Below are 23,642 nucleotides of genomic sequence, written 5' to 3' on the forward strand. Positions count from 1 at the left end.
GCCCGAGGTGAATCCCGTCAGCGCGCGGACGAGAATGGGACGCGCGCAGCCCGGTGGTCACCCCCCGCGCGACCCAAGGAGCCGCTCATGAGGGCACTCGTCCTGAACCAGTACGGCACGCCGATGGAGCTGACCGAGATCCCGACCCCGGTCGCCGGACCCGGCCAGGTCCTGGTCGCCGTCCACGCCAGCGGCGTGAACCCCCTGGACACCAAGATCCGGGCGGGCAAGGCCGCCCACGCCCAGCGGGTGCTGCCCGCCGTGCTCGGCCTGGACCTCGCCGGCGTCGTCCGGACCGTCGGCGAGGGCGTGCAGGGCTTCGCCCCCGGCGACGAGGTCTACGGCCTCACCGGCGGCGTCGGCGACCTCCAAGGCTCCCTCGCCCAGTACGCGGCCGTCGACGCCCGACTCCTCGCCCCCAAACCCACCTCCCTGACCATGCGCCAAGCCGCCGCCCTGCCACTGGCCACCATCACCGCCTGGGAAGGCCTCATCGACCGCGCCGCCGTCACAGACGGCGACCGCGTCCTGATCCACGGCGGCGCCGGCGGCATCGGCCACATCGCCATCCAGATCGCCCGCCACCACGGCGCCCAGGTCTTCGCCACCGGCTCACCCCGCAGCCTGGCCACCATCCAGGAACTCGGCGCCACCCCCATCGACCACACCACCACCGACGTCCCCCACTACGTCGCCCAGCACACCGGCGGCCAGGGCTTCGACATCATCTTCGACACCGTCGGCGGCACCACCCTCGACGCCTCCTTCGCCGCCGCCCGCACCTACACCGGCCACGTCGTCAGCGCCCTCGGCTGGGGCACCCACAGCCTCGCACCACTGTCCTTCCGCGGCGCCACCTACTCCGGCGTCTTCACCCTGCTCCCCCTGCTCACCGGCAACGGCCGAACCCACCACGGCGAGATCATGACCCACGCCACCACCCTCGCCGACAACGGCGCACTCACCCCACGCCTCGACCCCCGCCACTACACCCTCGAAACCGCCACCGACGCCCACACCGCCGTCGAAACCGGCACCGCCCAGGGCAAGATCGTCATCGACGTCACCGACACCACGGACGACACGGACGACACGGACGTCACCGGGTGAGCCGCTCCGCATCCGGGCGCCCGCCCGGATCGGGGTCGGAGGCGGCCGCCGGGCCCGCGGGCGGGGTCATCGCCCAGCGGATCGCGCGGGTCACCCCGTGGCCGGCCAGCCGCACGCCCGTCTCCTCCACGGCCGGCAGGTACGGCAGCCGCAGCGGCACCCGCGTCCACAGCGGCAGCAGGGCCACCGCGGTCGAGGCCAGCACCGCGTACGGCGGGCGCGCCACCCACGGCAGCGGCGGGTGGAGCAGCAGGAAACGCGCCGCGGCCCGCGCCTGCGGGGTGCCGCGCAGCTCCGGGCGGTAACCGTCCAGGCACGCCGCGAGCTCGGCCAGGCTGCGCGGCGGGTCCAGCACGCCGAGCGCCTCGGCCACCCGCGCGGCGTCGGCCACGTACCCGTCGTATCCGGCGTCGTCGAGCGGGTGGGCGCCGTAGCGGCGGTGGGCGCGCAGGAAGCTGTCGACCTCGGCGGCGTGCACCCAGCCCAGCAGGTGCGGATCGGACGCGGCGTACGCCGCCCCGTCCGCGGTGGTCCCCCGGACCCGCGCGTGCACCGCTCGGACCTGGTCGACCGCCGCCTGCGCGTCGGCGGCAGCGCCGAAGGTCGTCACGGCGAGGAAGGTACTGGTGCGCTGCAGCCGCCCCCAGGGATCGCCCCGGTATCCCGAGTGCGCCGCGACCGCGGCCATCGCCAGTGGGTGCAGGGACTGCAGGAGCAGCGCCCGCAGACCGCCCACGAACATCGACGCGTCGCCGTGCACCGCCCGGATCGGCCGGTCGGGCCCGAACCACCGGGGTCCTGGGCCACCGTGGATCCTCGCCCGGTTCGCCGGCCCCTCAGGCCCCGCCACCCGGGCGAACAGCTCCCTGCCCAGACGCTCCCGCACCGCGCCCAGGCCCGGCGTCTGCGCCGGCGAATCCGCCATGCCGCCACCCTACGACTCCGCGCCCGGTCAGCACGACCGGTCCGGCCGGGAGGCAGCCGCCCGACGGCCGCGATCGGCGGGCAGCGGCCGGCGGGCGGCGGTACGGGAGAATCACGTCATGCCCACGACGTCCTGGCCCGCGCTGGATGCTCTCGACACGCTGCTCGGCCGGCTCCCGGCCGGGCCCTCCCGGCGGCGGCAGCTGGGCATGGTGCGCGCGGAACTCGCCCAGGCCCTGACCCTCGGCACGCTGCCCGTCGCCGCCCAGGGCGGCCTGGCCCGGCTCCTCGCCGACGACACCCTGCGCACCTACGTCCGCGTCGCCGGGACAGGATCGCTCCGCACCCGCACGGTACGGGGGGCGCGCCCGCCGACGGCCGCCGCGACCAACGCCGCCCGGCTGGCCTGCCTCGACCAGATCCGCCGGGCCGCCGGGCTGCCGCCGATCGGCTGGGGGCAGGCCGTCCCGGTCGCGCCCCGGCCGACGCCGCTCGCCGCGCAGATCACCGATCTGCGCGAGCAGTTGGGCCACGCGCTGATCACACGGGCCTCCACACCCGGCCAGATCCGGCTGCACGCGGTGGTCGCCCTGGTACTCGACACCGCCGCCCGCTCAGGGGAACTGGCCGACCGGCGGCTGACCGACCTCGACCTGGCCACACGGCAGTTGCGGCTGCTGCGCCAGCCCCAGCACGGCACCCACGCGCCGCCCCGGCACGAGTCCGTGCCCCTCACCCACCTGAGCGTGGCCGCACTGGAACGGTGGCTGCCGGTGCGCGACCGCCTCGTCCAGCGCGCGCACGGCACCTCCCGCCTGTGGGTCTCCCTCACGCCCAACCACTCCGGCGTCGTCGACCCGGCCGTCCCCCTCGTACGCCGGCCGGCCGGAATGCCCCTGGAGGAACGCGGGTTGCTCCGCAGCTACCAGCAGGGCCGCGCCGCCCACGGCCTCACGGCCCTGCTCCCGCCCAAGCTCGAACAACTGCGCCGCGCGGTCGTCGCGACGCTGGACATGTCGTAACTCCTGTCAGCCCGCTGGTAGTTGTCGGTGTGGGGTGCTCAACCGCCGCCATTGGGCCTGTTATTGAGAGAGGAACAGCAGAGAGGACGACGACGGCCCGAGCCGCTCGCGGCGGCTCGGGCCGGTGGCCGGGAACTGCCCTGGTTCGGGCCGTTCAGGGTCGGATCAGGATGGGTTCGGGTCGTTTCCGGTGCTGTCCGGGGTCAGTTCAGCCGCCACTGCTGGTTGGCGCCGCCGTTGCAGTTCCACAGTTCGAGCGCGGTGCCGTTCACGTTGCCGGCCGGCTGGTCGCCGCCGGTGACGTCCAGGCACAGCCCGGACTGCGCGCCGGTGACCGTGCCGTCGGGGTTCAGGCGCCACTGCTGGTTGGCGCCGCCGTTGCAGGTCCACAGCTCCACCGCGGTCCCGGCGTTGGTGGCGCCACCGGTGGCGTCCAGGCACTGGGTGCCCCCGTACAGCCGCAGTTCACCCGCGGCGGTGGGCGTCACCTGCTGGTTCGTGCCGCCGTTGCAGTCCCAGATCTCGATCTTGGTGCCGGGTGCGGTCTGGTTGTTGTAGGCGTCCAGACAGCGGTTGGAGGAGGCCCCGGCGAGCGGGTGCGTGGTGCCGGTGGTGGTGGCGGAGCCGGTGGAGACCCGGTACATCACGGAGCCGTGGCCCGGGACGGTGGCCGAGATGGCGCCGCCGGTCGTGCTCTTCACGTGGGACCAGAGGTTGTTGAGGGTGTAGGAGGAGGCCGCGGGCAGTCCGGCCGCGGCGGCCGTGGTGGAGATGGTGGCGGCGCCGGCGTTCTCGTTGAACAGGACCACGGCCCGGTCGCCGTTCGCCAGCGGCTTGGTGAGGACGTCCAGGCCGCCGCCGGAGGAGATCTCGGTGCCCTGCTTGCCGAGGGAGTCCTGGTCGACGGCGACGACGTCCCGGTTGCCGAGGATGGACAGGGTCGCGGCGGAGGAGCCGGGCAGGTCGTTGCCCGCGATCAGCGGGGCGGCCATCTCGGCCCAGAGGCTGAACTCGCTGCGGTCCTCGGTGAAGGACATCCCGCCGTTGCCGACCTCCAGCATGTCGGGGTCGTTCCAGCCGCCGGGACCCGCGTACCCGGCGAGCGTGACGTTGGTGTGGAAGTTGGAGAGCAGCGATCCGAAGCTGTCGTTGATGTCCCCGGTGGTGCGCCACATGTTGCCGACGCCCGCGCCCCAGGTCCACACGCTGTCCTGGCCCCACTCGCAGAGGCTGTACAGGATCGGCCGGCCGGTCCTGGCCAGGGCGTCCCGCATGGTGGTGTCGCGCTGCTGCGGCGAGGTGCCGTCGCTGTTGCAGTTGTCGTACTTGAGCAGGTCGACGCCCCACGACGCGAAGCTGTTCGCGTCGGTCTGCTCGTGGCCGAGGCTGCCGGGGTAGCCGGCGCAGGTCTTGGTGCCCGCGCTCTCGTAGATGCCGAGCTTCAGCCCCTTGCCGTGGACGTACGCGGCAGTGCCGCTGATGCCGTCGGGGAACTTGCCCGGGTCCGGCACGAGATGGCCGCCGCTGTCACGGCTGCCGGACATCCAGCAGTCGTCGATGTCGACATAGCTGTATCCGGCGGCGGCGAGTCCTGAGGAGACGATGTAGTCCGCGACGGACTTGACCTTCTGCTCGGTGACGTTGCAGCCGAAGGAGTTCCAGTCGTTCCAGCCCATCGGCGGGGTGACGGCCAGCCCGTTGGACAGCGCCTCGGCCTGCGGGGCCGGCCCCAGCAGGACGAGCGCGGGCGCGGTGACGGCGGCGAGACCGAGGACGGTCGCCGCCGCCGCGAGCCGCGAGGACAGGGAACGGGGGCCGCCCCGGGAGGGCCGTGGCGGCCGGGCGGGACGACGCAGGCTGAGGGGCATGATCGTGCTCCTTCGGTGGGGGAACGGAGGTGCGTCGGGCAGGAGGCGCGTCGATCGACGGCTCAGGCGGTGTGGGGGCCGTCACCAGATGCGTACCAGGTGGAGCGTCGGCTGTCCCGCCCCCCGGGCCCGCCGTTTGCACGAACGGGCCGCCGGCCGCCGGCCGGACGGCGCGCGTCCGGTGGCGGCCCGGTGGGCGCGGGGCCCCGCCGGGCCGCCGCAGGAGTGGGCCTGCGGCGTGCCCGGCGGGGAGCGGAGGTGCGGTCAGGCGCGTCGCCAGACCTGGTTGGCGCCGCCGGTGCAGGTCCAGATGTCCAGGGCCGTGCTGTCGGCGGTGCCGTGTCCGACGGCGTCGAGGCACTTGCCCGAGCCGGTGTTGACGATCGTGCCGTCGTCGCGGACCCGCCACTGCTGGGCCGCGGTGCCGTTGCAGTCGTAGATCTCCACCGGGCTGCCGTCGGCGGTGGCGCCGCCGGTGACGTCCAGGCACTTGGTGTCGTAGACGCTCAGCTGGTTGGTGGAGGTGGAGGTCCACGTCTGGTTGCCGGCGCCGTTGCAGTCCCACAGCGCGGGCTGGGCGCCGTTGCTCTGGCTGCCGGCGGGGACGTCGACGCAGCGGCCGGACTCCTGGCCCCTGACCGGGCCGGCGACGCTGCCGCGGGCCCACGCCTGGTTCGGGCCGCCGTTGCAGGTCCAGATCTCCAGCAGGGTGCCGGGGGCGGTGGCGTTGGCGGTGGCGTCGAGGCACTTGCCGGAGTTCGGGTTGGTCACGGTGCCGTCGGCGCCGACCGTCCAGGCCTGCGCGGCGGTGTTGTTGCAGTCCCAGATCTGGACCGCGGTTCCGTCGGCGGTGCCGCCGCCGTTGACGTCCAGGCACTTCGCGCCGCCGTAGACGGTGAGCCGGCCGGCGGGCGTGAGCGTCCAGGACTGGTTGGCCGCGCCGTTGCAGTCCCACAGCGCGACCTGGGTGCCGTTGGTCTGGGAGGCGGCCGGTACGTCCGCGCACAACCCGGAGGCGCGGCCCTTGAGGATGCCGCCGTGGTTGCCGGGCGCGTTGGCGGTGACGGACAGGTTGTCGAACTCGTCCGTCTGGTAGCCGACGACGCCGATGCCGACCTGGCCGGCGCTGTAGGTGCTGTCGGTCGCCGTGCCGAGGGTCGCGCCGTCGACCGACGCGGTGATCTGGTCGCCGGAGAAGCCGAGGGCGAGGGTGTGCCAGGAGCGGGTGCCGAGCGCGGCGTGACCGCCCGAGGCCAGTGTGGTGGCGCTGCCCCCGGCCGAGGTCCGCACGATGGACCAGGCGCCGGTGTCGGCGACGCGCAGCTCGTACGCCGCCTGGTGGCTCTGCGGGCGGTTCTGGGTGTTGGCCCTGCCGAGCAGTTCGGCGGTGCCGGCCTGCTGGAGGTCGACGTCGGCCTTGACCGTGTAGTCCGTCCAGGTCGGGTCGCCGGCCAGCGAGAAGGCGTCGGAGTCGTCCTGCCATTCGATCGGCTTGACCGGCGCCACCTGCTGCACGCACTGTCCGGAGCGGCCGTCGGTGCACGCCCGCGCCTCGAACGCGCCCTGCATGTCGGAGAGGTACCGGGCCTCCGTACCGCTGGTGTCGTTGTCGAAGCCGTCGGTGTAGGGCAGCGCGAGGGCGTGGGCGGCCGGGCCCGCGGCGGTGCCCTTGCCCTGGCCGGTGGTCGTGCTGACGGTGTAGATCCAGCCGGGCTGGAGCGTCAGCGTGTACGAGCCGCCGGAGGGGGTGATGTCCTGCGTGTGGACGAAGTCCGTCGCGGCGCTGGGGCTGTTCACCCGGGTCGCCCACACGTGCGCGGTGCCGGTGGACAGGCCGCCCTGGACGTGGAAGCCGACCGTCTGCGCGGCGGTGGCGGTGGTGGTCTCCAGCACGGTGGAGTAGTCGGACCCGCCCGGCGACTTCAAGGTGGCGTACGTGCCGTTGGACTCGGCGCCGCCGAGGTAGCCGGAGGCGGAGTCGACGAACTTCCAGCCGGGCTGCGCGAACTGGGTGATCTGGGCGGTGGCCCAGGTGTCCTCGCCGATCGAGTAGCTGCCCGACCAGGGCGAGTTGGCGGTGGCGAGCCCGACGGTGTTGTACGGCAGGTTGGGGTAGATCGCGGCCACCAGCGGCCAGTTGAGGTAGGCGGTCATGCGGGCGTCGACGTATCCGCGGACGATCGAGCGGATCAGCGCGGGCGCTCCGGAGTTCATGTCCAGCGAGCCGTTCTCCGACGCCCACAGCGGCTTGCCGTTGTTCTTCGCCGCGGTGGTGGACGAGCAGGTGTCGGCGTTGCCGCCGTCGCCGCCCTGGCACGGGTAGTGCGCGCCGATGACGGACACGGCGTTGTTGAAGGCGGAGTTGGACGCCATGTCGTCCGCGACGCCCCACCCGGAGTCGTCACCGACGATCTGGACGCTGCCGTAGCCGGCGTTGTTCAGCGCGGACCGCAGCTGGATGTACCAGTTGACGTCGTGGCCGCGTTCGTTCCAGCCGCCGAGGTAGCTGATCGGCAGGCCGTGCTGCTTGGCGCAACCGAGCCAGGAAATGAGGTAGTTGATGGTGTCGGTGGACCAGAAGCCGCCGTTGATCCAGCCGGGGGCCGCCCAGGCGAGCCCGTAGAGCTTGATGTTCGGGTTGCGGGCCTTGGCCTGCTCGCCGAGCCAGAATTCGTAGCCGGCGTCGCAGTTGACCTGGCCGCGGGTGTGCTCGATCGACGGCTCGGCGCCGTCGGTGGAGTTGGCGTCGCCGCCGATCTCCAGCTTCAGCAACTGCAGGTTCGCGCCGTAGCCCGGCTTGAAGAGGTAGTCCAGGATCTGCGACTGCTGGGCCGCCGGATAGTCGCGCAGCAGGCGGGAGTTGCCACCGCCGCCGCTGATCGCGCCGATGCCGTCGAAGGTGCGGCCTCCTTGCGATCCGTCCACGGTGACGGTGGTGGTGGTCGCGGCCTGTGCGGGGCCCGCGCCGACGGAGAGCGCGGTGGCCAGGAGGGCGAGCAGCCACAGGGGCAGGAGGAATCTCAGGTGTCGATGCACGGCATGGTCCTTCGCCAGTGGGGGGCGGGACAGCGAACGAGGGTTTCCCGGTCCGCGGGCGCGTGCCGAAGCCGTGTGCCGAGCGGTCCGGGAGACTGCGCGACAGTGTGAAGTCGTGTTCGTTTGAGCGTCAAGGTCCGTACCAAAAAAACATGTTCCAACGAAAGGCAAAGCCTTCTCGACCGACGCCCCGCGGCTCACCGTGCCGGGTGGGCGCCTCCCATCCGGCGCGGGACGGTGCGGGCCGCGGACGGGGGCGGCGACGGTGGTGAACGGCCCGGGGGCGGGTCGCCCGGCGAGGGCGTGGCCGCCGGTCCGTGGCCGCGAGGGGCCGGCGACGCGATCTCCCGCAGGCCCGCCCCGATGAGCGCTCGCGGGGGAAGCGGGTGCGGCACGGCGGCGACACGGCCGTGCCGCACCCTTGCTGTTATCACATATAGCGCCTAGGCTCGCGTCCACCCGGTGACGGGCGGCCCGCGGGCATCCCGGCGTGGAGCGCAAGCAATCCCACCTCTCTCAGGAGGCCGCAGATGGCCAATCAGCGCGGTGCCGCGACCTTCGAGGTCGACGGGCACACGATCACCGCGATCACCGCCGACCCCGCCACCCCCGCGGACCGTGGCGACCCCGCCGCACCGAGCGGCAAGCCCCTGATCGCGGCGCTGCCGGGCGGCACGTACACCGCGCGGTACTTCGACGTCGCCGGGTCGCCCGAGGGATCGTTCATGGACGTGGCCGCCGCCAACGGCTACCGGGTCGTGGCCTTCGACCGCCCCGGCTACGGCGGCAGCACGCCGCTCGAACCGGACGCCAACACCTTCACCCGCCACGCCGAGCTGCTCTCCGCGGCGGTGGCCCAGGCCGCCGAGCGGGCCGGCGCGGACGGCGTGATCCTGGCCGGCCACTCGATCGGCGGCATGATCGCGCTGATGATCGCCGCCGCCGGTCCCGGCTTTCCGCTGATCGGCGTCTCGGCGACCGGGATGGGCGCCGTCATCCCGCCCGGCGGCGCGGCCGAGGCGCTCGCCGCGCTCCCGCCGGACGCGACGGTCGACCTGCCGTACGGGGAGCGGGACAAGGTGATGTTCGGACCGGCGTCCACCTACCGGGCCGAAGGGCTGCGGCAGGCCCACGGCTCGTACGCGCCCGTCCCGGTGCGGGAGTTGATCCAGGCCCCGCGGTGGCCCGAGGAGCACCTGCCCCAAGTGGCGCCGCGCGTCGGGGTACCCGTGCACAACGCCCTCGGCGAGTACGACGCCCTGTGGGACAGCGCCCCGGAGAACGTGGCCAGGTTCGCCGCGATGTTCACCGCGGCCCCCTTCGTCGACGCCGCCGTCGCCCGCGGCACGGGTCACTGCATCGACCACCACACCCTCGGCTTCGCGCTGCACCTGCGGCAGTTGGCGTTCGCCGAGGAGTGCGCCGTCTGGGCGGCGGGGCTGCGGTGAGCCGGGCGCGGGGGCCGGCGCCCGCCTCCGGGGAGCGCCTGCCGCGCAGGGTCCAGGTGCTGGTCGCCGGCGGCGGCCCGGTGGGGCTGGCGGCCGCCGTCGAACTCGGGCGGCGCGGCGTCCGCTGCCTGGTGGTCGAGCCGCGCCCGACGGTCTCCCGGGCCCGGCCGCGGTGCAAGACGCTCAACGTCCGCACCATGGAGCACCTGCGCCGCTGGGGCCTGGCCGACCGGCTCCGCGCCCGCGCTCCGCTTCCGGTGTCCTGGTCGCGGGACGTCGTCTTCTGCACCTCGCTGACCGGCTGGGAGCTCTCCCGCTTCACCGGCGTGCTCGGCCTCGCGCCGGACGGCGACCGTTTCCCCGAGACCGGTCAGCAGGCGCCGCAGTACGTGCTGGAGGAGGTCCTCCGCGAGGCCGTCGGGGAGATCGACGCCTGCCACCTCGCGCTCGGGTCACGGGTCGTCGCCCTGGACCAGGACGACGAGCAGGTGACCGTCGCGGTGGAGGACGGGCACGGCGGGCGCACCCTCGTCACCGCCGACTACGTGATCGGCTGCGACGGCCCCCGCAGCGCGGTGCGGGACCTGATCGGCTCCTCGTACCTGGGCGAGCACGCGCTGCGCCCGAACTTCGGCTTCGTCTTCCGCAGCCCCGGGCTGGGGGACCTGGTGCGGCACGGCCCCGCCGTCCAGTACTGGATCGTCAACGCCTCCGCCCCGGCGCTGGTCGGACCGCTGGACCGGGAGGACACCTGGTGGGCGATCGCCTTCGGTGTCGACCGGGAGAGCGGGGAGCGGGAGGCGCAGCGGCTGATCGACGGTGTCGCCGGCCGCCCGGTGCGGGCCGCGGTGCTGTCCACCGACCCGTGGACGGCCCGGATGCAGATCGTGGACCGCATGCGCGGCGGCCGGGTGTTCCTCGCGGGCGACGCCGCGCACCTCAACCCGCCGTTCGGCGGCCACGGGCTCAACACCGGGATCGGCGACGCGGTCGACCTCGGCTGGAAGCTCGCGGCGGTCCTGGCCGGATGGGGCGGCGCGGCCCTGCTCGACAGCTACGAGACCGAACGGCGGCCGGTCCAGGAGCGGGTCATCCGCGAGGCGACCGCCAACATGCGGGTGCTCTCCACCGAACTGCTCGCCGACAACCTCGACGACGCCGACCGGGCGGGCGCCGAGGCGCGCCGGGTGGCGGGGGCGCGCATCCAGCAGACCAAGGCCGCCGAGTTCCACTCCCTGGACCTCGTCCTCGGGCTGCGCGTCTCCACCTCTCCGGTGCTGCCCGAGGACGAGGTCCAGGGAGGGGACGGGCCGGAATCCGCGGGCCGTACCGGCGCCCGTCTCCCGCACCTCTTCCTGGCCGACGGCCGCTCCCTCTACGACCTGCTCGGGCCCGGTCTGACGCTGCTGACCTTCGGGCGCGGTGCGCCGGACCGCGCCGTCGAGGACGCGGCGCGGGCCCGCGGCGTCCCGCTGACGGTCGTCGACCTGCACGAGCTGACCGGCCGCGACCGGGACCGGGCGGCGCGCCTCGGCGCCCGGCGGCTGCTGGTCAGGCCCGACCAGGTCGTCGGCTGGCGGGGTGACGGCCTCCCGCAGGACGTCCCCGCGCTGATCGACACCCTGAGCGGCGCCGCGCAGGCGCCCCGGCGCCCCCCGGCGCTCCCGGCCGCCCCGCGGCCGCGCGCCGGCCGGAACGGAGACGGAGCCGATGCCGCACACCCGCGTTGACGTCCACGCCCACCACCTCGGCGGCACCGTGGAAGCCCTGCTCGCCTCGGGGTCCACCCTGGCCGGCGGATACCGGGTTCCCGCGGGCCGGTCCGCCGGGGGCGCGCCGGCGTTCGTGGACCGCCGGGGGCTCCGCGCGCGGAGCCTCTCGGCGCCCCCGACGACCTCGCCTTCGCCACGCGTTCCTGCCGCGACGCCAACCGCGAGCACGCCGAGCTGACCGCGGTGGAGGGCGGCAACGCCCGACGCCTCTTCCCCCGTCTCGGCCCGGACCAGGTCCGGCCGTAAGGAGGTCCGTCCCGTATGACCACCGTCCCCACCGGCAGCGTCCCCGCCGGCGCCGTCCCGGCCGGCATCTCCGCCGCCGGCGCCGCCGCCTGGCTCGACGTGCTCGGCGAGGTCGAGGAGCGCGTGCTGTGGCTGTCCACGGCGATCGTGCACCACGCCAACCGGGTGCGCCCCAACCCCTCCGGGCTCAAGGTGGGCGGCCACCAGGCGTCGTCCGCCTCGATGGTCTCGATCATGACCGCGCTGTGGTTCCGCCATCTGCGGGCGGAGGACCGCGTCTCGGTCAAGCCGCACGCCTCACCGGTCCTGCACGCCGTCAACTACCTCCAGGGGCGGCTCGACGCCGCCTACCTGCCGACCCTGCGGGCCTTCGGAGGGCTGCAGAGCTATCCGAGCCGGACCAAGGACCCCGACCCGGTCGACTACTCGACCGGCTCGGTCGGCATCGGGGCCACCGCCACCGTCTGGGGCGCCCTGGCACGCCGTTACGCCTGCCCGGGTGAGGCCGGCGGCCGCCAGTACGCGCTGGTCGGCGACGCCGAACTGGACGAGGGCGCGGTCTGGGAGGCCGTGCTCGACCCGCAGGTCGCGGGCCTCGGCGAACTGGTGTGGATCGTCGACCTGAACCGGCAGTCCCTCGACCGGGTCGTGCCGGGGCCGGCCGCGACCCGCCTGCACGGCATGTTCGCCGCGGCGGGCTGGCAGGTGATCACACTCAAGTACGGCACGCTGCTGCGGGAGTTGTTCACCCGCCCCGGCGGTGAGCGGCTGCGGGAGCGCATCGACGCGATGTCCAACCCCGAGTACCAGCGGCTGCTGCGCTGCACGGCCGCCGAGCTGCGCGAGCGCCTCCCCGGCGACGGTCCGGGCGCGGCGCACGTGGCGGCGCTGCTGGACGGGCTGGACGACGCGGACCTGCTCCGAGTGCTGCGCAACCTCGGGGGCCACGACCTCGCCGCGCTCGACGGCGCCCTGGCCGCCGTCGACGACCACCGGCCCACCGTGATCCTCGCCTACACCGTGAAGGGCTACGGACTGCCCACCCAGGGCCACCCGCAGAACCACTCCTCGCTGCTGACCGAGGCGCAGCTCGGCGAACTCGCCGCGCGCACCGGAGCCGACCCGGAGCTGCCCTGGGCGGCGTTCCCCGCCGGTTCCGCGGCGGGGAGGCTGTGCGCCGAGGCGGCGGCGCGGCTGCGGCGGGATGCGGTGCCGCTCACGCCTCCTCCCCCGGTGCCCGCGGACCTCGGGCGTACGCCCGCGGGTGCCGCGACGACGCAGGCCGCGCTCGGCCGGGTGCTGCTGGACCTGACGCGCGCGGCGCCGCAGACCGCCGCCCGGGTCGTCACCGTCAGCCCCGACGTGAGTTCGTCCACCAACCTCGGCGGCTGGGTCAACAAGGTCGGCGTCTGGGCCCCCGCCGAGCGCGTCGACTGGTTCCACGACGACCGCGAGACCCTGCTGCACTGGCGCGAGCAACCGACCGGCCAGCACATCGAACTGGGCATCGCCGAGACCAACCTGGTGGGCCTCCTCGGCGAGTTGGGCGCGACCTGGAGCCGCTGGGGGCAGCCGCTGCTGCCGATCGGCGTGCTGTACGACCCCTTCGTCCAACGCGCCCTGGAGCCTTGGTCGTTCGGCATCTACGCGGGAGGCAGGTCGATCCTGGTGGGCACCCCCTCGGGGGTCACCCTCGCTCCCGAGGGCGGCGCGCACCAGTCCGTCACGACGCCGTCCCTCGGCATCGAGCAGCCCGGCTGCACGACCTGGGAGCCGGCCTTCGCCCTCGACACCGAGTGGACGCTGCTGCACGCGCTGGCCCGGCTGGGCAGGCCGGACGGCGGCTCCGCCTATCTGCGGCTGTCCACCCGGCCCGTCGACCAGTCGCTGGCCGCGGTGCCCGCCGACCCCGCGGCCCGCGAGCGGCGCCGCCGCCAGGTGGTCGCGGGCGGGTATCCGCTGCGCCGCGTCGAGAGCCCCCGGGTGACCATCGCCGCCATGGGCGCCATGGTCACCGAGGCGCTGGCGGCGGCCGACCGGCTGCAGGGGCTCGGGACCGCCGCGGACGTCGTCTGCGTCACCAGTCCCGGGCTGCTCTTCCGGGCCCTGGACGCCCGTGCGGGCCACGGGGAGGCCGACACCTGGATCCTCGACCAGGTCTTCCCCGCCGCGCGCGCCGCACCGCTGGTCACCGTCCTGGACGGGCACCCGCACACCCTGGCGTTCCTGGCGGCCGTCCACCGGGTGCCGCTGAGCACGCTGGGCGTGACCCGCTTCGGGCAGTCCGGCTCGCTGGAGGAGGTCTACCGGCATCACGGCATCGACGCCGACGCCGTCGTCGCCGCCGCGCTCGACCTGACCGACTGATCGACGCGCGGGCGGCGCCGCCGGGGTCAGCCGACCTCGGTGCCCGCGAGCCGCAGGTACGCCTCGCGCACCGCGGGCAGCAGCCGGGCCGCGGCCTCGGGGTCGCGCCGCTCGGCGCGCAGCCTGAGGATGTCGCCGCCCCGCCGGTCGGCGGGGACGTCGGCGCCGCGCGCGGTGACCAGCGTGTGGAAGTGCCGGTAGTTCTCGCCGAAGGCCAGCAGGTACGTGGCCGGCGCGCCGGTCGCCTCGGTGACGGCCGCGACCAGGTCCCGCGCGCGCCGGGCGAAACCGGCCAGTTCCGCGCCGTCCAGTCCGGTGATCAGCTCGGCGTGGCGCCGGGCCCGCAGGATGAACCAGCCGGGCACCTCGTAGCCGGGCACGATCTCGGCCGCCCACAGGGAGTCGCCGAAGACACGCGCCGTCTCGTCCGCGTCCTCCATGGCGCACATGAGGCATGCGGAGTGGTTGCCGTCGTTGCTCACGGTCGTCGTCCCTTTCGCCGTCGCCGGTGACCGGCGTCGTCCGGGCCGGCCCGGGACGGAACGCGCCCCGGGCCGAGTGTGTGTTATCACATATATCGTACTCACCGAGGAGGGGCCGTCGCTATAGTTGATATCGACAGGTCGGACGGCCGAAGCGAGGAAGACAACGTGGCGACACCCCGGGACGCCGTCCAGCCGATCACGTCCCGGTCGGTGGTCGAGCAGGCCACCGACGAGCTGCGCCGCTCGATCCTGGCGGGCGTGCTGGCCCCCGGCGAGCAGTACTCGCTGCGGGAACTGGCCGGCATGCTCGACGTCAGCTTCATCCCGATCCGGGAGGCCCTGCGCAGCCTGGAGGGCGAGGGCCTGGTCATCACGCGCCCGGGGCGCAGCGCCGTCATCACCCCGCTCAACCTGGACGACCTGCACGGGATCTACCGGCTGCGCCGCACTCTGGAGCCGGAGATCGCGGGCCGCGCCTGCGGTCTGCTGACCGAGCAGGAACTGGACCGGCTCGACGCGCAGGCCGCGGGCTTCGGCCTGCGGGAACGCGGCATGGCCGACATCTACGACGGCCACGACGCGTTCCATCTGGCGCTTCTGGCGCCGGCCGCGACGGCCTGGGACATCCGCGTCCTGACCCTGCTGTGGCGGGCCGGGGAGCGCTACATCCGGATCGGGTTCGGCCGGCTTGACCCCGACCCGGCCGAGCACGAGCGGCGCCGGAAGGCCCACGTGGACCTCGTCGCGGCCTTCCGCACCCGCCGGGCCGCGACCGCCGCCGCCGCCGTGGAGCAGCACCTCGCGCGCAACGAGAAGATCGCGATCGGCGCCCTGTCGGCGGCGTCCGGCGCCTGACGCGCACCGCGGGCCGGGCCGGGTCAGGCGGCGGCCGGGACTTCGACGCCGCCGGCCCACACGCGCCGGACGGCGCGCGTCGCGGTGATGTCGGCGAGCGGGTCGCCGTCGATCAGGACCAGGTCGGCGCGGTAGCCGGGGCGGATCGCGCCGCGGTCGCGCAGGCCGAAGGACTGCGCGGGCAGGTACGTCGCGGCTCCCAGCGCCTCACGGGTGGTCAGGCCGGCCGCCACCAGCAGCTCCAGCTCGTGGTGGAGGCTGAGGCCGAAGGCCGGCTGCACGGGTATCCCCGGGGTGAGGTTGGAGTCCGTCCCGGCCAGGATCCGCACGCCTGCCCGGTGCAGCGCGGCGACGCTGTCCTCGGCCGCCGCGTAGCTCAGCCCGGGAATGCCCAGCGCGCCGAACCCTTCCATCATGGTCAGCGTCGGCACGGAGATCGCGCCGCCGGCCACATAGCGCGCCGCGGCCGCGGCGGTCAGGGCGGTGTCCAGCGGCACGTGGTGGACCATGTCCACGCCCGCGTCGAGCGCCTCGTCCACGGTGGCGGCGTAGGTCGCGTGGGCCATCACGGCCTTGCCGAACGCGTGGGCCGTCGTGGTCAGGGCGCGGACGGTCTCCTCGCTCAGGCCGGGCACGTCCACGATGATCTTGATGTAGTCCGATCCCTCGGCGATCCGCTGCTGCACGAACCGCAGCGCCTGGTCCGGTCCGTTCACCACACCCGAGGCGGGGAAGGTCGGCAGCCGGCTCTGCGGGCTGCCGGGGGCGACGGCCGGGGTGCCCGCGCTGCGGATGTCGGTCAGGCCCCGCCGGCGCCGCAGCGAGGTGACGAGCGACGGGGGGAAGCAGGCCATGTCCAGGCCCGTGGTCACGCCGTGGCCGGCAAGGGCCGCCAGGGTGTCCACGTCCTGCAGGTGGATGTGCGCGTCGATGAGTCCGGGCAGCAGGACCGCGCCCTCGCAGTCGATCGTGCGGGCGCCGAGGGCGCTGACGCCGATCAGCCCGTTGTCGATGACGACGGTACGCGCGGCGGTGAGGTTCTGTCCGTCGAAGACCCGGACGTCGGTCAGGGCCACCTTCTCGCCGAAGCCGGCGGTGGCCTCCTGGGCGTGGGCGGCGCTCGGCGCCGCGAGCGCCTGCACGCCGGTGAGGGCGGCTCCGGCCGCCGCGGCCGTCTTGAAGAAGTCGCGTCTGGTCCTGTCGTCGATGCACATCGTGGTGGGCCCTTCTGTGAGGTGAGCACGGAAGTGGGGGGTGGGCGTCGGGGCGCGCCGGACCCGCCCGGAGGGGCGGTGCGGGCAGGCGCGTGGGAGGCCGGCGGTCAGCCGGCGGCCGCGGTGCGCGGACCGGCGACGAACGTCTGCCGCAGTTCGCCGATCCCCTCGACCCGGCTGACGAGTTCGTCGCCGGGCGTGAGCCAGCGCTGGGGGTCGCGCCCCAGACCCACGCCGCCGGGCGTGCCGGTGAACAGGATGTCGCCGGCCAGCAGCGGCAGGACGGCCGACAGCTCCGCGACGAGGCGGGGCACGGAGAAGATGAGGTTGGCGGTGCGGCTCTTCTGCATCTGCTCCCCGTTGATCGCGCAGCTCAGCTGGAGGTCGTCAGGGTCGGCGAACTCGTCCGGCGTGACCAGCCAGGGACCCGTCGGCGTGAAGCCGGGGAGGGATTTGCCGAGGCTGAACTGCGGCGCGGGCCCCTGCAGTTGGGTCAGCCGCTCGGAGATGTCCTGACCGACGGTGAGGCCGGCGACGTACGCCCAGGCCTCGCTCTCCCGCACGTGCCGGGCGTCGGCCCCGATGACCGCGACCAGTTCGACCTCCCAGTCGGTGTGCCCTCCGTCCGGCAGCACGACCTCGGAGACCGGTCCTGAGATGCTCGTGGCGAACTTGGTGAAGACCGGCGGCATCGTGTCCGGCACGCCGAGCCCCGACTCGGCGGCGTGGTCACGGTAGTTGAGGCCGACCGCCAGCACCTGGCGCGGCTCGGGCGCGGGCGCCCCCAGGTCCCGGGGGTCGAACGGCTCGCCGGCCGGCAGGTCGGCGCCCTGCGCCCAGGCCCGGAACTCCCGCCACCGGGCGTACACCGCCTGGGGCGCGGCAGGGAAGCGGCCGCCGCTCGCCTTCTCCACGTCGACGGCCCGGTCGTGGGAGTCGAGCAGCACGAGCCGTCCGGCGAGGTTGGCACTACGCATCGGGTACTCCAGCGGTAGGGGACGGTGGCTGCGGGCCGCGGTGCGGGGCGGCGCCCGCGCGGCCCGGCGGTGGCCGGCTCAGGGCGAGCCGAGCAGGACGCCCATCGGGTCGGGCAGCTCGGCCCGGAGCGACCAGGCGCGTGCGGTGAGTTCGTCCACGGACGCCCCCGCCTCGCGGGCCAGCAGCATGCGCTGGGGGTCGAAGGCCGGGCCGACCGAGTCCGCGGCGTACTCCGGACCCCGCATGTAGCCGGTGGCCAGGTCGGGTTCGGCGAAGTTGTCGATCTGCATCTCGACGAAGTTGCCGTCGGGGTCCTGGTAGTACATCGAGGTCGTGACGCCGTGGGCGATGCACACCGCGGGGGCGATGCCCTTGTCGCGCAGCGTCACGTACCGGTCGAGAAGGTCGTCGAGGCCGTCGAAGGTGTAGGCGACGTGGTGCATGGCGGCCGTGGTCGGCGCTTTGCGCTGCAGCGCGCCCGGTGGATTGAGCAGGGCGATCCGGTGGTGCTCCTCGTCGAACGTGATGAAGGTCAGCGCCGCGTCCTCGTAGACGACGTGGCCCTCGAGCACCGCGCAGTACCAGTCCCTCATCGCGGCCGGCTGGCTGGTCTGGAAGACGACGTGGGCGAACTTCGGAGTGGCCATCGGAGGGCTCCTCGGTGACGGACGGTTGTCGCTGCCGATCTTGTTCTGACCTTTCGCCGACGATAGTCAATATATGTGATAACAGCAAGGCTTCCGACAGCCGCCGGCCGGGTCGACGCGGACCCCGGCGCCGGCGCCGCCCGTCCGCCCGTCCGCCGCACCCTGTGAGCAGAGTCTCCCCTCCGCCCGGCGCCACCCGCGCGCCACCCGTACGCCACGGCAACTCGGCCTGGGGGGTGGGCGATGCGGCGGCGCGGCCCTCCCGCGATCACCGACGCAGGCCGTCCGAACGGGCGCCGAACGGGCGGCTCGGCGCGTCCCGGCTCGCTGACCTGGGATGACCGCGCTACGCTAATCGAACTCACGTACGAGGATCATTTCGGTCTAATAGTATGAATGGGGTGTATCGGGTGAGGGAGGTGCGACGTGGCCGGATTCGCGCATCTGCATGTCGCCACCGGTTACTCCCCGCGGTACGGCGCCGCGCACCCCGAGCAGCTGGTGCTGCGGGCCGCCGAGCGCGGCATGGACGCGCTCGCGATCACCGACCGGGACACCGTCACCGGCGCGGTGCGGTTCGCGCAGTCCTGCGCGCAGGCCGGCGTCCGGCCGCTCTTCGGCGTCGACCTCGCCGTCGAAGCGCTCGCTCCGCCTCCCCCTGCGGAGCGCCGCAGGACCCCGGTGCGCGGCGGGGCGCACGTCAGCGAGCCGCCGCTGCGGGTGGTGCTGCTGGCGCAGGACCGGGCCGGGTGGGCGCGCCTGTGCCGCCTGGTGTCGGCCGCGCACGCGGGCACCGCGGGCGGGAGCGGGATCAGCCCGGTCGTCTCCTGGGAGGCGCTGCGGGAGCACGGCGGGGACGGCCTGGCCGTCCTGCTGGGCCCGGCGTCCGAGCCGGTGCGCGCCCTGGCTGCCGACCGCGCGGACGTGGCGCGGCAGTTGCTGGCGCCCTGGCAGGAGGTCTTCGGGGCGGGGGTGCGCCTGGAGGCCGTCTGGCACGGCCGGGAGGGCACCGGTCCCGGCTCGCTGCGGCTCGCCGCACGGACCCTGTCGCTGGCCGACCGCACCGGTACGACCGCGGTGATCGCCAACGCGGTCCGGTACGCGGACCCGGAGCAGCACCGCCTCGCCGACGTGCTGGACGCCGCGCGGCTGCTGCGGCCGATCGACCGGCGGCGCCTGGACGGCGGCGAACGCTGGCTGAAGGACCCGCAGGCCATGGCGGCGGCCGCGCGACAGATCGCGGACTGCGCGGGCCTGGGCGCCCGGCGGGCGGCCCGGCTGATCGCGGACACCGCGGCCACCGCGGACGCCTGCCGGGTCGACCCGGTGCGCGACCTCGGGCTGGGCGTCCCGCACTTCCCCGAGCCGGAGGTGGTGGGGGCCAGGCCGGGGGACGGCAGCGCGGCGCGGCTGCTGCGCGAGCGGTGCGAGGCCGGCCTGGCCGACCGCGGCCTGGACCGCGACCGCGCCGCCGTGCACCGGCTGGACCAGGAGCTGCGGGTCATCGGCGCGCTGGACTACGACGCGTACTTCCTCGCCGTCGGGCAGGCCGTCGCGGACATCCGCGCGCTGGGGGTACGGGTCGCGGCGCGCGGTTCCGGGGCCGGCTCGATGGTCTGCCACGCCCTGCGGATCGCCACGGCGAATCCGCTGGACCACCGGCTGCTGTTCGAGCGGTTCCTGTCGGTGCGGCGGGCCGGGCTGCCGGACATCGACATCGACGTGGAGAGCGCGCGGCGGCTGGAGTGCTACGACGCGATCATCGCCCGCTTCGGCCGCGAGCGGGTCGCGGTGACCGCGATGCCGGAGACGTACCGGGCCCGGCACGCGCTGCGCGACACCGGCCTGGCGCTGGGCATCGCCCCGCACGAGGTCGACCGGATCGCGAAGTCGTTTCCGCACCTGCGGGCGGCGGACATCACCAGCGCGCTGGCGGAGCTGCCCGAGCTGCGCGGGCTGGCCGCCGAGGCGGCGGCCGGCCGGTGGGGGCCGCTGTTCGAGCTCGCCGAGGGCCTGGACGCCCTGGTGCGCGGCATGGCGATGCACCCGTGCGGGGTGATCATCAGCAACCGTTCGCTGCTGGACCGGCTGCCGGTGCAGCCCACGCCGAACGACCAGTACCCGATGGTGCAGGCCGCCAAGGAGGAGGTGGAGGCGCTCGGGCTGATCAAGCTGGACGTGCTGGGCGTGCGGATGCAGTCCGCGATGGCCCACGCCGTCGACGAGATCGAGCGGACCTCGGGCGAGCACATCGACCTCGACGACGGGGCGCAGGTGCCGCTGGACGACTTCTTCGCGTTCAAGCTCATCCAGAACAGCGACACGATCGGGATGTTCCAGCTCGAGTCACCCGGACAGCAGGACCTGCTGTCGCGGCTGCAGCCCCGCGACCCGCAGGACGTCATCGCCGACATCAGCCTGTTCCGGCCGGGACCGGTCCGCTCGGGCATGCCGGAGCAGTACATCGCCGCGCGGCACGGCGCCGCCCCCGCGTACGCCCATCCCGACCTGGAGCCGGTCCTGTCCGACACCTACGGCGTGACGATCTGGCACGAGCAGATCATCGAGACCTTCGCGGTGATGACCGGCTGCGACCGGGCGCTGGCCGAGATCGCCAGAAGGGCGCTCGGCGACAAGGGCCGGCTGCCCGGCCTCCGGGACTGGTTCGACCGCACGGCCGCGGCCCGCGGCTACGGCGCGCAGGTCCGCGGGCGGGTGTGGGAGGTGGTCGAGGCGTTCGGCGCGTACGGGTTCTGCCGCGCGCACGCCGTCGCCTTCGCTGTGCCGGCGCTGCAGTCGGCCTGGCTCAAGGCGCACCATCCGGCCGCCCTGTACGCGGGTCTGCTGGAGCACGACCCCGGGATGTGGCCCAAGCGGGTCATCGTCGCCGACGCCCGCCGCCACGGCGTGCCGGTGCTGCCCGTCGAGGTCAACCGCTCCCGCACCAGGCACGTCATCGAGGCCACCGGACCCGACGGCCGGTGGGGTGTGCGCCTGGCGCTGGCCGGGGTGCGCGGCATCAGCGAGGCCGAGTCCGCGCGGGTCGAGGCCGGGCAGCCCTACGCCTCGCTGTCGGACTTCTGGCAGCGGGCCCGGCCCTCGCGCCCGCTGGCCGAACGCCTCGCCGAGATCGGCGCGCTGGACTCCCTGCACGACGGATCGCTGACCCGGCGGGACCTGCTCCTGCAGATCGTCGAGCTGCACCGGCAGTCCCGCACCCGCACCGCCGCGGACGGCCAGGTCCCCCTCGACGCGGGCGCGGTGGGGGCGGCGGAGCCCAGCGGGCTGAAGGAGCTGACCGGCCGCGAGGCGCTCGGCGCCGAGCTGCAGATCCTCGGCATCGACGTCTCGCAGCACCTGATGGTCCACCACCACCGGCTGCTGCGGGAGGTCGGCGCGTTCGACGCCGCCCACCTGGCCGCGGTCCGGCCGGGGCGGCAGGTGCTGGTCGCCGGGGTCAAGGCGTCGACCCAGACGCCGCCCATCGCCAGCGGCAAGCGGATCATCTTCGTCACCCTCGAGGACGGGTCGGGGCTGGTCGACCTGGCGTTCTTCGAGGACTCCCACGAGGCCTGCGCCCACACCGTCTTCCACAGCGGGCTGCTGCTGGTGCGCGGCACCGTCCAGGTCCGCGGCGGCCGCCGCACCGTCGTCGGCAGCATGGCCTGGGACCTGGACGAGGTCGCCGCCGCCCGCCGCGACGGCGGCCCCGAGGCCGCCCTCGCGCTGCTCGGCGCCGACCGGCCGCGACCCGCAGCCACCGCCACGCAGCCGGAACAGGCAGAGCAGCCGGAACAGGCAGAGCAGGGGGCGCAGGCAGAGCAGGGGGCGCAGCCGGCCCGGCCGGAACGGACGCTGGCCAACGGGACCGCCGGCGCCCGGCTCCACCCGTACGCGGACCTGCAGCCCGCCGGCACCCGCGCGGCCGATCTGAGGAAGCTCGGCCACCGCAGTCCCGGGAGCGCCGGATGAGCGCCCGCCCCCGGAGCATCGCCCACCTCCACCTGCACGCCGACCTGGACGACGAGGGTTACGAGGACGTGCTGGACCTGCTGGCCGGCATCACGCCCCGCGTGCAGCCCTTCCCGCCCGACGCCGTCCAGCTCGACCTCACCGGCGCGCTCAGGTTCTTCGACCTCGGCCCCTACGCCCTGGTCCAGCTCGTCAAGCTCCGGCTCGCCGCCCTCTACGGCATCCGGACCACCGCGGGCCTGGCCGGCAACCGGATGCTCGCCGCCATGGCGGCCGCCGCCACGCCGCCCGGCGGCACCACCCACGTCCCCGGCGACCAGGCCGCCGTCGACGCCTGGCTGCGGCCCCGTCCGGTCACCGCCCTGCCCGGCATCGGCCGCGCCACCGCCACCACGCTCGGCCGCTTCGGCCTGCACACTGTCGCCGACGTGGCCGACGTCGCGCCGGCCACCCTCCAGCGCCTGCTCGGCGCCGCGCCCGCCCGCCTGCTCGCCGAACGCGCCCGCGGCCACGACCCCCGCCCGGTCACGCCCCAGCCCACCGCCCTGCACCTGACCGCGGACCGCATCCTGGAGCGCGACTGCCTCGATTCCGCCGAACACCACCGGGCCGTCCTGCACCTCACCGAGCAGCTCGGCATCCGGCTGCGCGGCGACCACCAGGCCGCCGGCCGGCTCAGCCTCACCGTCCGCTACGCCGACCGCTCCTCCTCCACCCGCACCCGCACCCTCCCCGAGGCGACCGCGCACTCCCCCGCCCTCGCCGCCACCGCTCTCGCCCTGCTCGACTCCCTCGGCCTGCAACGCGCCCGCGTCCGCGCCTACGCCCTGCGCGCCGACCAGCTCCGGCCGCAGGGGGAGGCCCACCACCAGCTGACCCTCGACCCGGACGGCGACCGCGGCCGCGCCGCGGAGGCCGCGAGCGACCGGGCGCGCAAACGCTTCGGCGCGGACGCCGTGCGGCCGGCGAGCCTCGCCCGCCACGCCGGGACGCAGGCGGCCGAGGACGCGCATGGGCGCGCGCGGCGGGGGAAAAGCAGTGGACGGTGATCGCCCGATCGGGAGACTGGTGCGATGAACGGATCAGACGCGAAGGCGGATCTCCGCCTCTACCTGCAGGACGCCCGCGACGCGCTGTTGTGGAAGCTGGAGGGCCTGTCAGAGTACCACGTCCGCCGGCCCATGACCCCGACGGGCACCAACCTGCTGGGCCTGGTCAAGCACCTGACCGGCGCCGAAGCGGCGTACTTCGGCGAGGCCTTCGGCCGGCCGGTCGAGGCGCCGCCGCTCTGGATCGCCGGCGCCGCCGAGCCGAACGCCGACCTGTGGGCGACCGCCGAGGAGACGCGCGAGCAGATCGTCGACGGCTACCGCCGGGTCTGCGCGCACGCGGACACGACGATCGAGTCGCTGCCCCTCGACGCAGTCGGGCGGGTGCCGTGGGGGCAGCGGGCCGAACTGCCGCTCCGCCGGATCCTCGTCCACATGATCGCCGAGACCCAGCGGCACGCCGGGCACGCCGACATCGTCCGTGAACTCGTCGACGGGGCCGCGGGGCAGCGTCCCGGCAGCGCCAACACGGCGCCGGGCGACCCGGCGTGGTGGGCGGCGCACCGAAGCCGGCTGGAGCAGGTGGCCAAGGAGGCGGCCGCGGGCGGGTAGACCAACGCGGGGTGGCGCGCGTCCCGGCCGGGACGCG

The 23,642-nt window shown here is 74.6% G+C and carries 16 protein-coding genes; 9 read left to right on the forward strand and 7 right to left on the reverse strand.

What is annotated here, in order from left to right; all coding sequences use genetic code 11:
- Positions 1-87 precede the first annotated feature (87 nt).
- A complete protein-coding gene (locus V2S66_RS32230; protein WP_330800340.1) occupies positions 88-1,110 on the forward strand; it encodes a zinc-dependent alcohol dehydrogenase family protein in 1,023 nt (340 codons plus the stop codon).
- Here V2S66_RS32230 and V2S66_RS32235 read toward each other — a convergent pair.
- Positions 1,100-2,035 (reverse strand): oxygenase MpaB family protein, encoded by a 936-nt coding sequence (locus V2S66_RS32235; RefSeq protein ID WP_330800341.1) that lies wholly within the window; start codon positions 2,033-2,035, stop codon positions 1,100-1,102. The two genes, V2S66_RS32230 and V2S66_RS32235, sit on opposite strands and share 11 nt — an antisense overlap.
- A gap of 118 nt (positions 2,036-2,153) precedes the next feature.
- Between V2S66_RS32235 and V2S66_RS32240 the strand changes: the two genes are divergently transcribed.
- Positions 2,154-3,056, forward strand: a complete 903-nt coding sequence (locus V2S66_RS32240; protein WP_330800343.1) for a hypothetical protein — start codon at positions 2,154-2,156, stop codon at positions 3,054-3,056.
- Between the two features lie 203 nt (positions 3,057-3,259).
- Here the strand turns inward: V2S66_RS32240 and V2S66_RS32245 are convergent, their stop codons facing one another.
- Both V2S66_RS32245 and V2S66_RS32250 read right to left on the reverse strand, forming a co-directional pair.
- Complete coding sequence (locus V2S66_RS32245) at positions 3,260-4,924, reverse strand: glycoside hydrolase family 27 protein (protein WP_330800345.1); 1,665 nt, start codon at positions 4,922-4,924, stop codon at positions 3,260-3,262.
- A 264-nt stretch (positions 4,925-5,188) separates the two neighbouring features.
- Positions 5,189-7,960: a ricin-type beta-trefoil lectin domain protein gene (locus V2S66_RS32250; protein WP_330800346.1), complete on the reverse strand. Its 2,772-nt coding sequence runs from the start codon at positions 7,958-7,960 to the stop codon at positions 5,189-5,191.
- Between the two features lie 530 nt (positions 7,961-8,490).
- On the opposite strand from V2S66_RS32250, the gene V2S66_RS32255 reads away from it, so the two are divergent.
- The 3 genes from V2S66_RS32255 to V2S66_RS32265 all read left to right on the forward strand — a co-directional run bounded on the left by V2S66_RS32255 (position 8,491) and on the right by V2S66_RS32265 (position 13,793).
- A complete protein-coding gene (locus V2S66_RS32255; RefSeq protein WP_330800347.1) occupies positions 8,491-9,408 on the forward strand; it encodes an alpha/beta hydrolase in 918 nt (305 codons plus the stop codon).
- Entirely contained in the window at positions 9,405-11,138 is a 1,734-nt protein-coding gene (locus V2S66_RS32260; RefSeq protein ID WP_330800348.1) for an FAD-dependent monooxygenase, read from the forward strand. Before V2S66_RS32255 ends, V2S66_RS32260 begins: the two co-directional genes overlap by 4 nt.
- A 303-nt stretch (positions 11,139-11,441) precedes the next feature.
- A complete protein-coding gene (locus tag V2S66_RS32265; RefSeq protein WP_330800349.1) occupies positions 11,442-13,793 on the forward strand; it encodes a transketolase-like TK C-terminal-containing protein in 2,352 nt (783 codons plus the stop codon).
- 26 nt (positions 13,794-13,819) lie between these two features.
- Here the strand turns inward: V2S66_RS32265 and V2S66_RS32270 are convergent, their stop codons facing one another.
- A complete protein-coding gene (locus V2S66_RS32270) occupies positions 13,820-14,275 on the reverse strand; it encodes a hypothetical protein (protein WP_330800350.1) in 456 nt (151 codons plus the stop codon).
- Between the two features lie 168 nt (positions 14,276-14,443).
- On the opposite strand from V2S66_RS32270, the gene V2S66_RS32275 reads away from it, so the two are divergent.
- Positions 14,444-15,133, forward strand: a complete 690-nt coding sequence (locus tag V2S66_RS32275) for a GntR family transcriptional regulator (RefSeq protein WP_330800351.1) — start codon at positions 14,444-14,446, stop codon at positions 15,131-15,133.
- Between the two features lie 23 nt (positions 15,134-15,156).
- On the opposite strand, the gene V2S66_RS32280 is transcribed toward V2S66_RS32275, so the two are convergent.
- From V2S66_RS32280 to V2S66_RS32290, 3 genes are all read right to left on the reverse strand, one after another.
- Positions 15,157-16,347 (reverse strand): amidohydrolase family protein, encoded by a 1,191-nt coding sequence (locus V2S66_RS32280; protein WP_330800352.1) that lies wholly within the window; start codon positions 16,345-16,347, stop codon positions 15,157-15,159.
- 107 nt (positions 16,348-16,454) lie between these two features.
- Positions 16,455-17,324, reverse strand: coding sequence for a fumarylacetoacetate hydrolase family protein (locus V2S66_RS32285; RefSeq protein ID WP_330800353.1), 870 nt, complete (start codon positions 17,322-17,324; stop codon positions 16,455-16,457).
- 78 nt (positions 17,325-17,402) lie between these two features.
- A complete protein-coding gene (locus tag V2S66_RS32290) occupies positions 17,403-17,972 on the reverse strand; it encodes a VOC family protein (protein WP_330800354.1) in 570 nt (189 codons plus the stop codon).
- A gap of 426 nt (positions 17,973-18,398) precedes the next feature.
- Between V2S66_RS32290 and V2S66_RS32295 the strand changes: the two genes are divergently transcribed.
- From V2S66_RS32295 to V2S66_RS32305, 3 genes are read left to right on the forward strand one after another with little or no spacing between them, the layout of a single operon-like run.
- Positions 18,399-21,944 (forward strand): DNA polymerase III subunit alpha, encoded by a 3,546-nt coding sequence (locus V2S66_RS32295; protein ID WP_330800355.1) that lies wholly within the window; start codon positions 18,399-18,401, stop codon positions 21,942-21,944.
- Entirely contained in the window at positions 21,941-22,993 is a 1,053-nt protein-coding gene (locus V2S66_RS32300) for a DNA polymerase Y family protein (RefSeq protein WP_330800356.1), read from the forward strand. The genes V2S66_RS32295 and V2S66_RS32300 overlap by 4 nt, the downstream gene beginning before the upstream one ends.
- Before the next feature lie 24 nt (positions 22,994-23,017).
- Complete coding sequence (locus V2S66_RS32305) at positions 23,018-23,605, forward strand: DinB family protein (RefSeq protein ID WP_330800357.1); 588 nt, start codon at positions 23,018-23,020, stop codon at positions 23,603-23,605.
- The last annotated feature ends 37 nt before the right edge of the window (positions 23,606-23,642 follow it).

Source organism: Actinacidiphila polyblastidii (genome assembly GCF_036353415.1).
Taxonomy (GTDB): Bacteria; Actinomycetota; Actinomycetes; order Streptomycetales; family Streptomycetaceae; genus Actinacidiphila; species Actinacidiphila polyblastidii.

Bases quoted from the DNA above. Each gene is read 5' to 3' on its own strand.
- V2S66_RS32230 (WP_330800340.1), top strand. From the start codon at position 88: ATGAGGGCACTCGTCCTGAACCAGTACGGCACGCCGATGGAGCTGACC.
- V2S66_RS32235 (WP_330800341.1), bottom strand. From the start codon at position 2,035: ATGGCGGATTCGCCGGCGCAGACGCCGGGCCTGGGCGCGGTGCGGGAG.
- V2S66_RS32285 (WP_330800353.1), bottom strand. From the start codon at position 17,324: ATGCGTAGTGCCAACCTCGCCGGACGGCTCGTGCTGCTCGACTCCCAC.
- V2S66_RS32300 (WP_330800356.1), top strand. From the start codon at position 21,941: ATGAGCGCCCGCCCCCGGAGCATCGCCCACCTCCACCTGCACGCCGAC.
- V2S66_RS32305 (WP_330800357.1), top strand. From the start codon at position 23,018: ATGAACGGATCAGACGCGAAGGCGGATCTCCGCCTCTACCTGCAGGAC.
- V2S66_RS32255 (WP_330800347.1), top strand. From the start codon at position 8,491: ATGGCCAATCAGCGCGGTGCCGCGACCTTCGAGGTCGACGGGCACACG.
- V2S66_RS32280 (WP_330800352.1), bottom strand. From the start codon at position 16,347: ATGTGCATCGACGACAGGACCAGACGCGACTTCTTCAAGACGGCCGCG.
- V2S66_RS32290 (WP_330800354.1), bottom strand. From the start codon at position 17,972: ATGGCCACTCCGAAGTTCGCCCACGTCGTCTTCCAGACCAGCCAGCCG.
- V2S66_RS32265 (WP_330800349.1), top strand. From the start codon at position 11,442: ATGACCACCGTCCCCACCGGCAGCGTCCCCGCCGGCGCCGTCCCGGCC.
- V2S66_RS32245 (WP_330800345.1), bottom strand. From the start codon at position 4,924: ATGCCCCTCAGCCTGCGTCGTCCCGCCCGGCCGCCACGGCCCTCCCGG.
- V2S66_RS32240 (WP_330800343.1), top strand. From the start codon at position 2,154: ATGCCCACGACGTCCTGGCCCGCGCTGGATGCTCTCGACACGCTGCTC.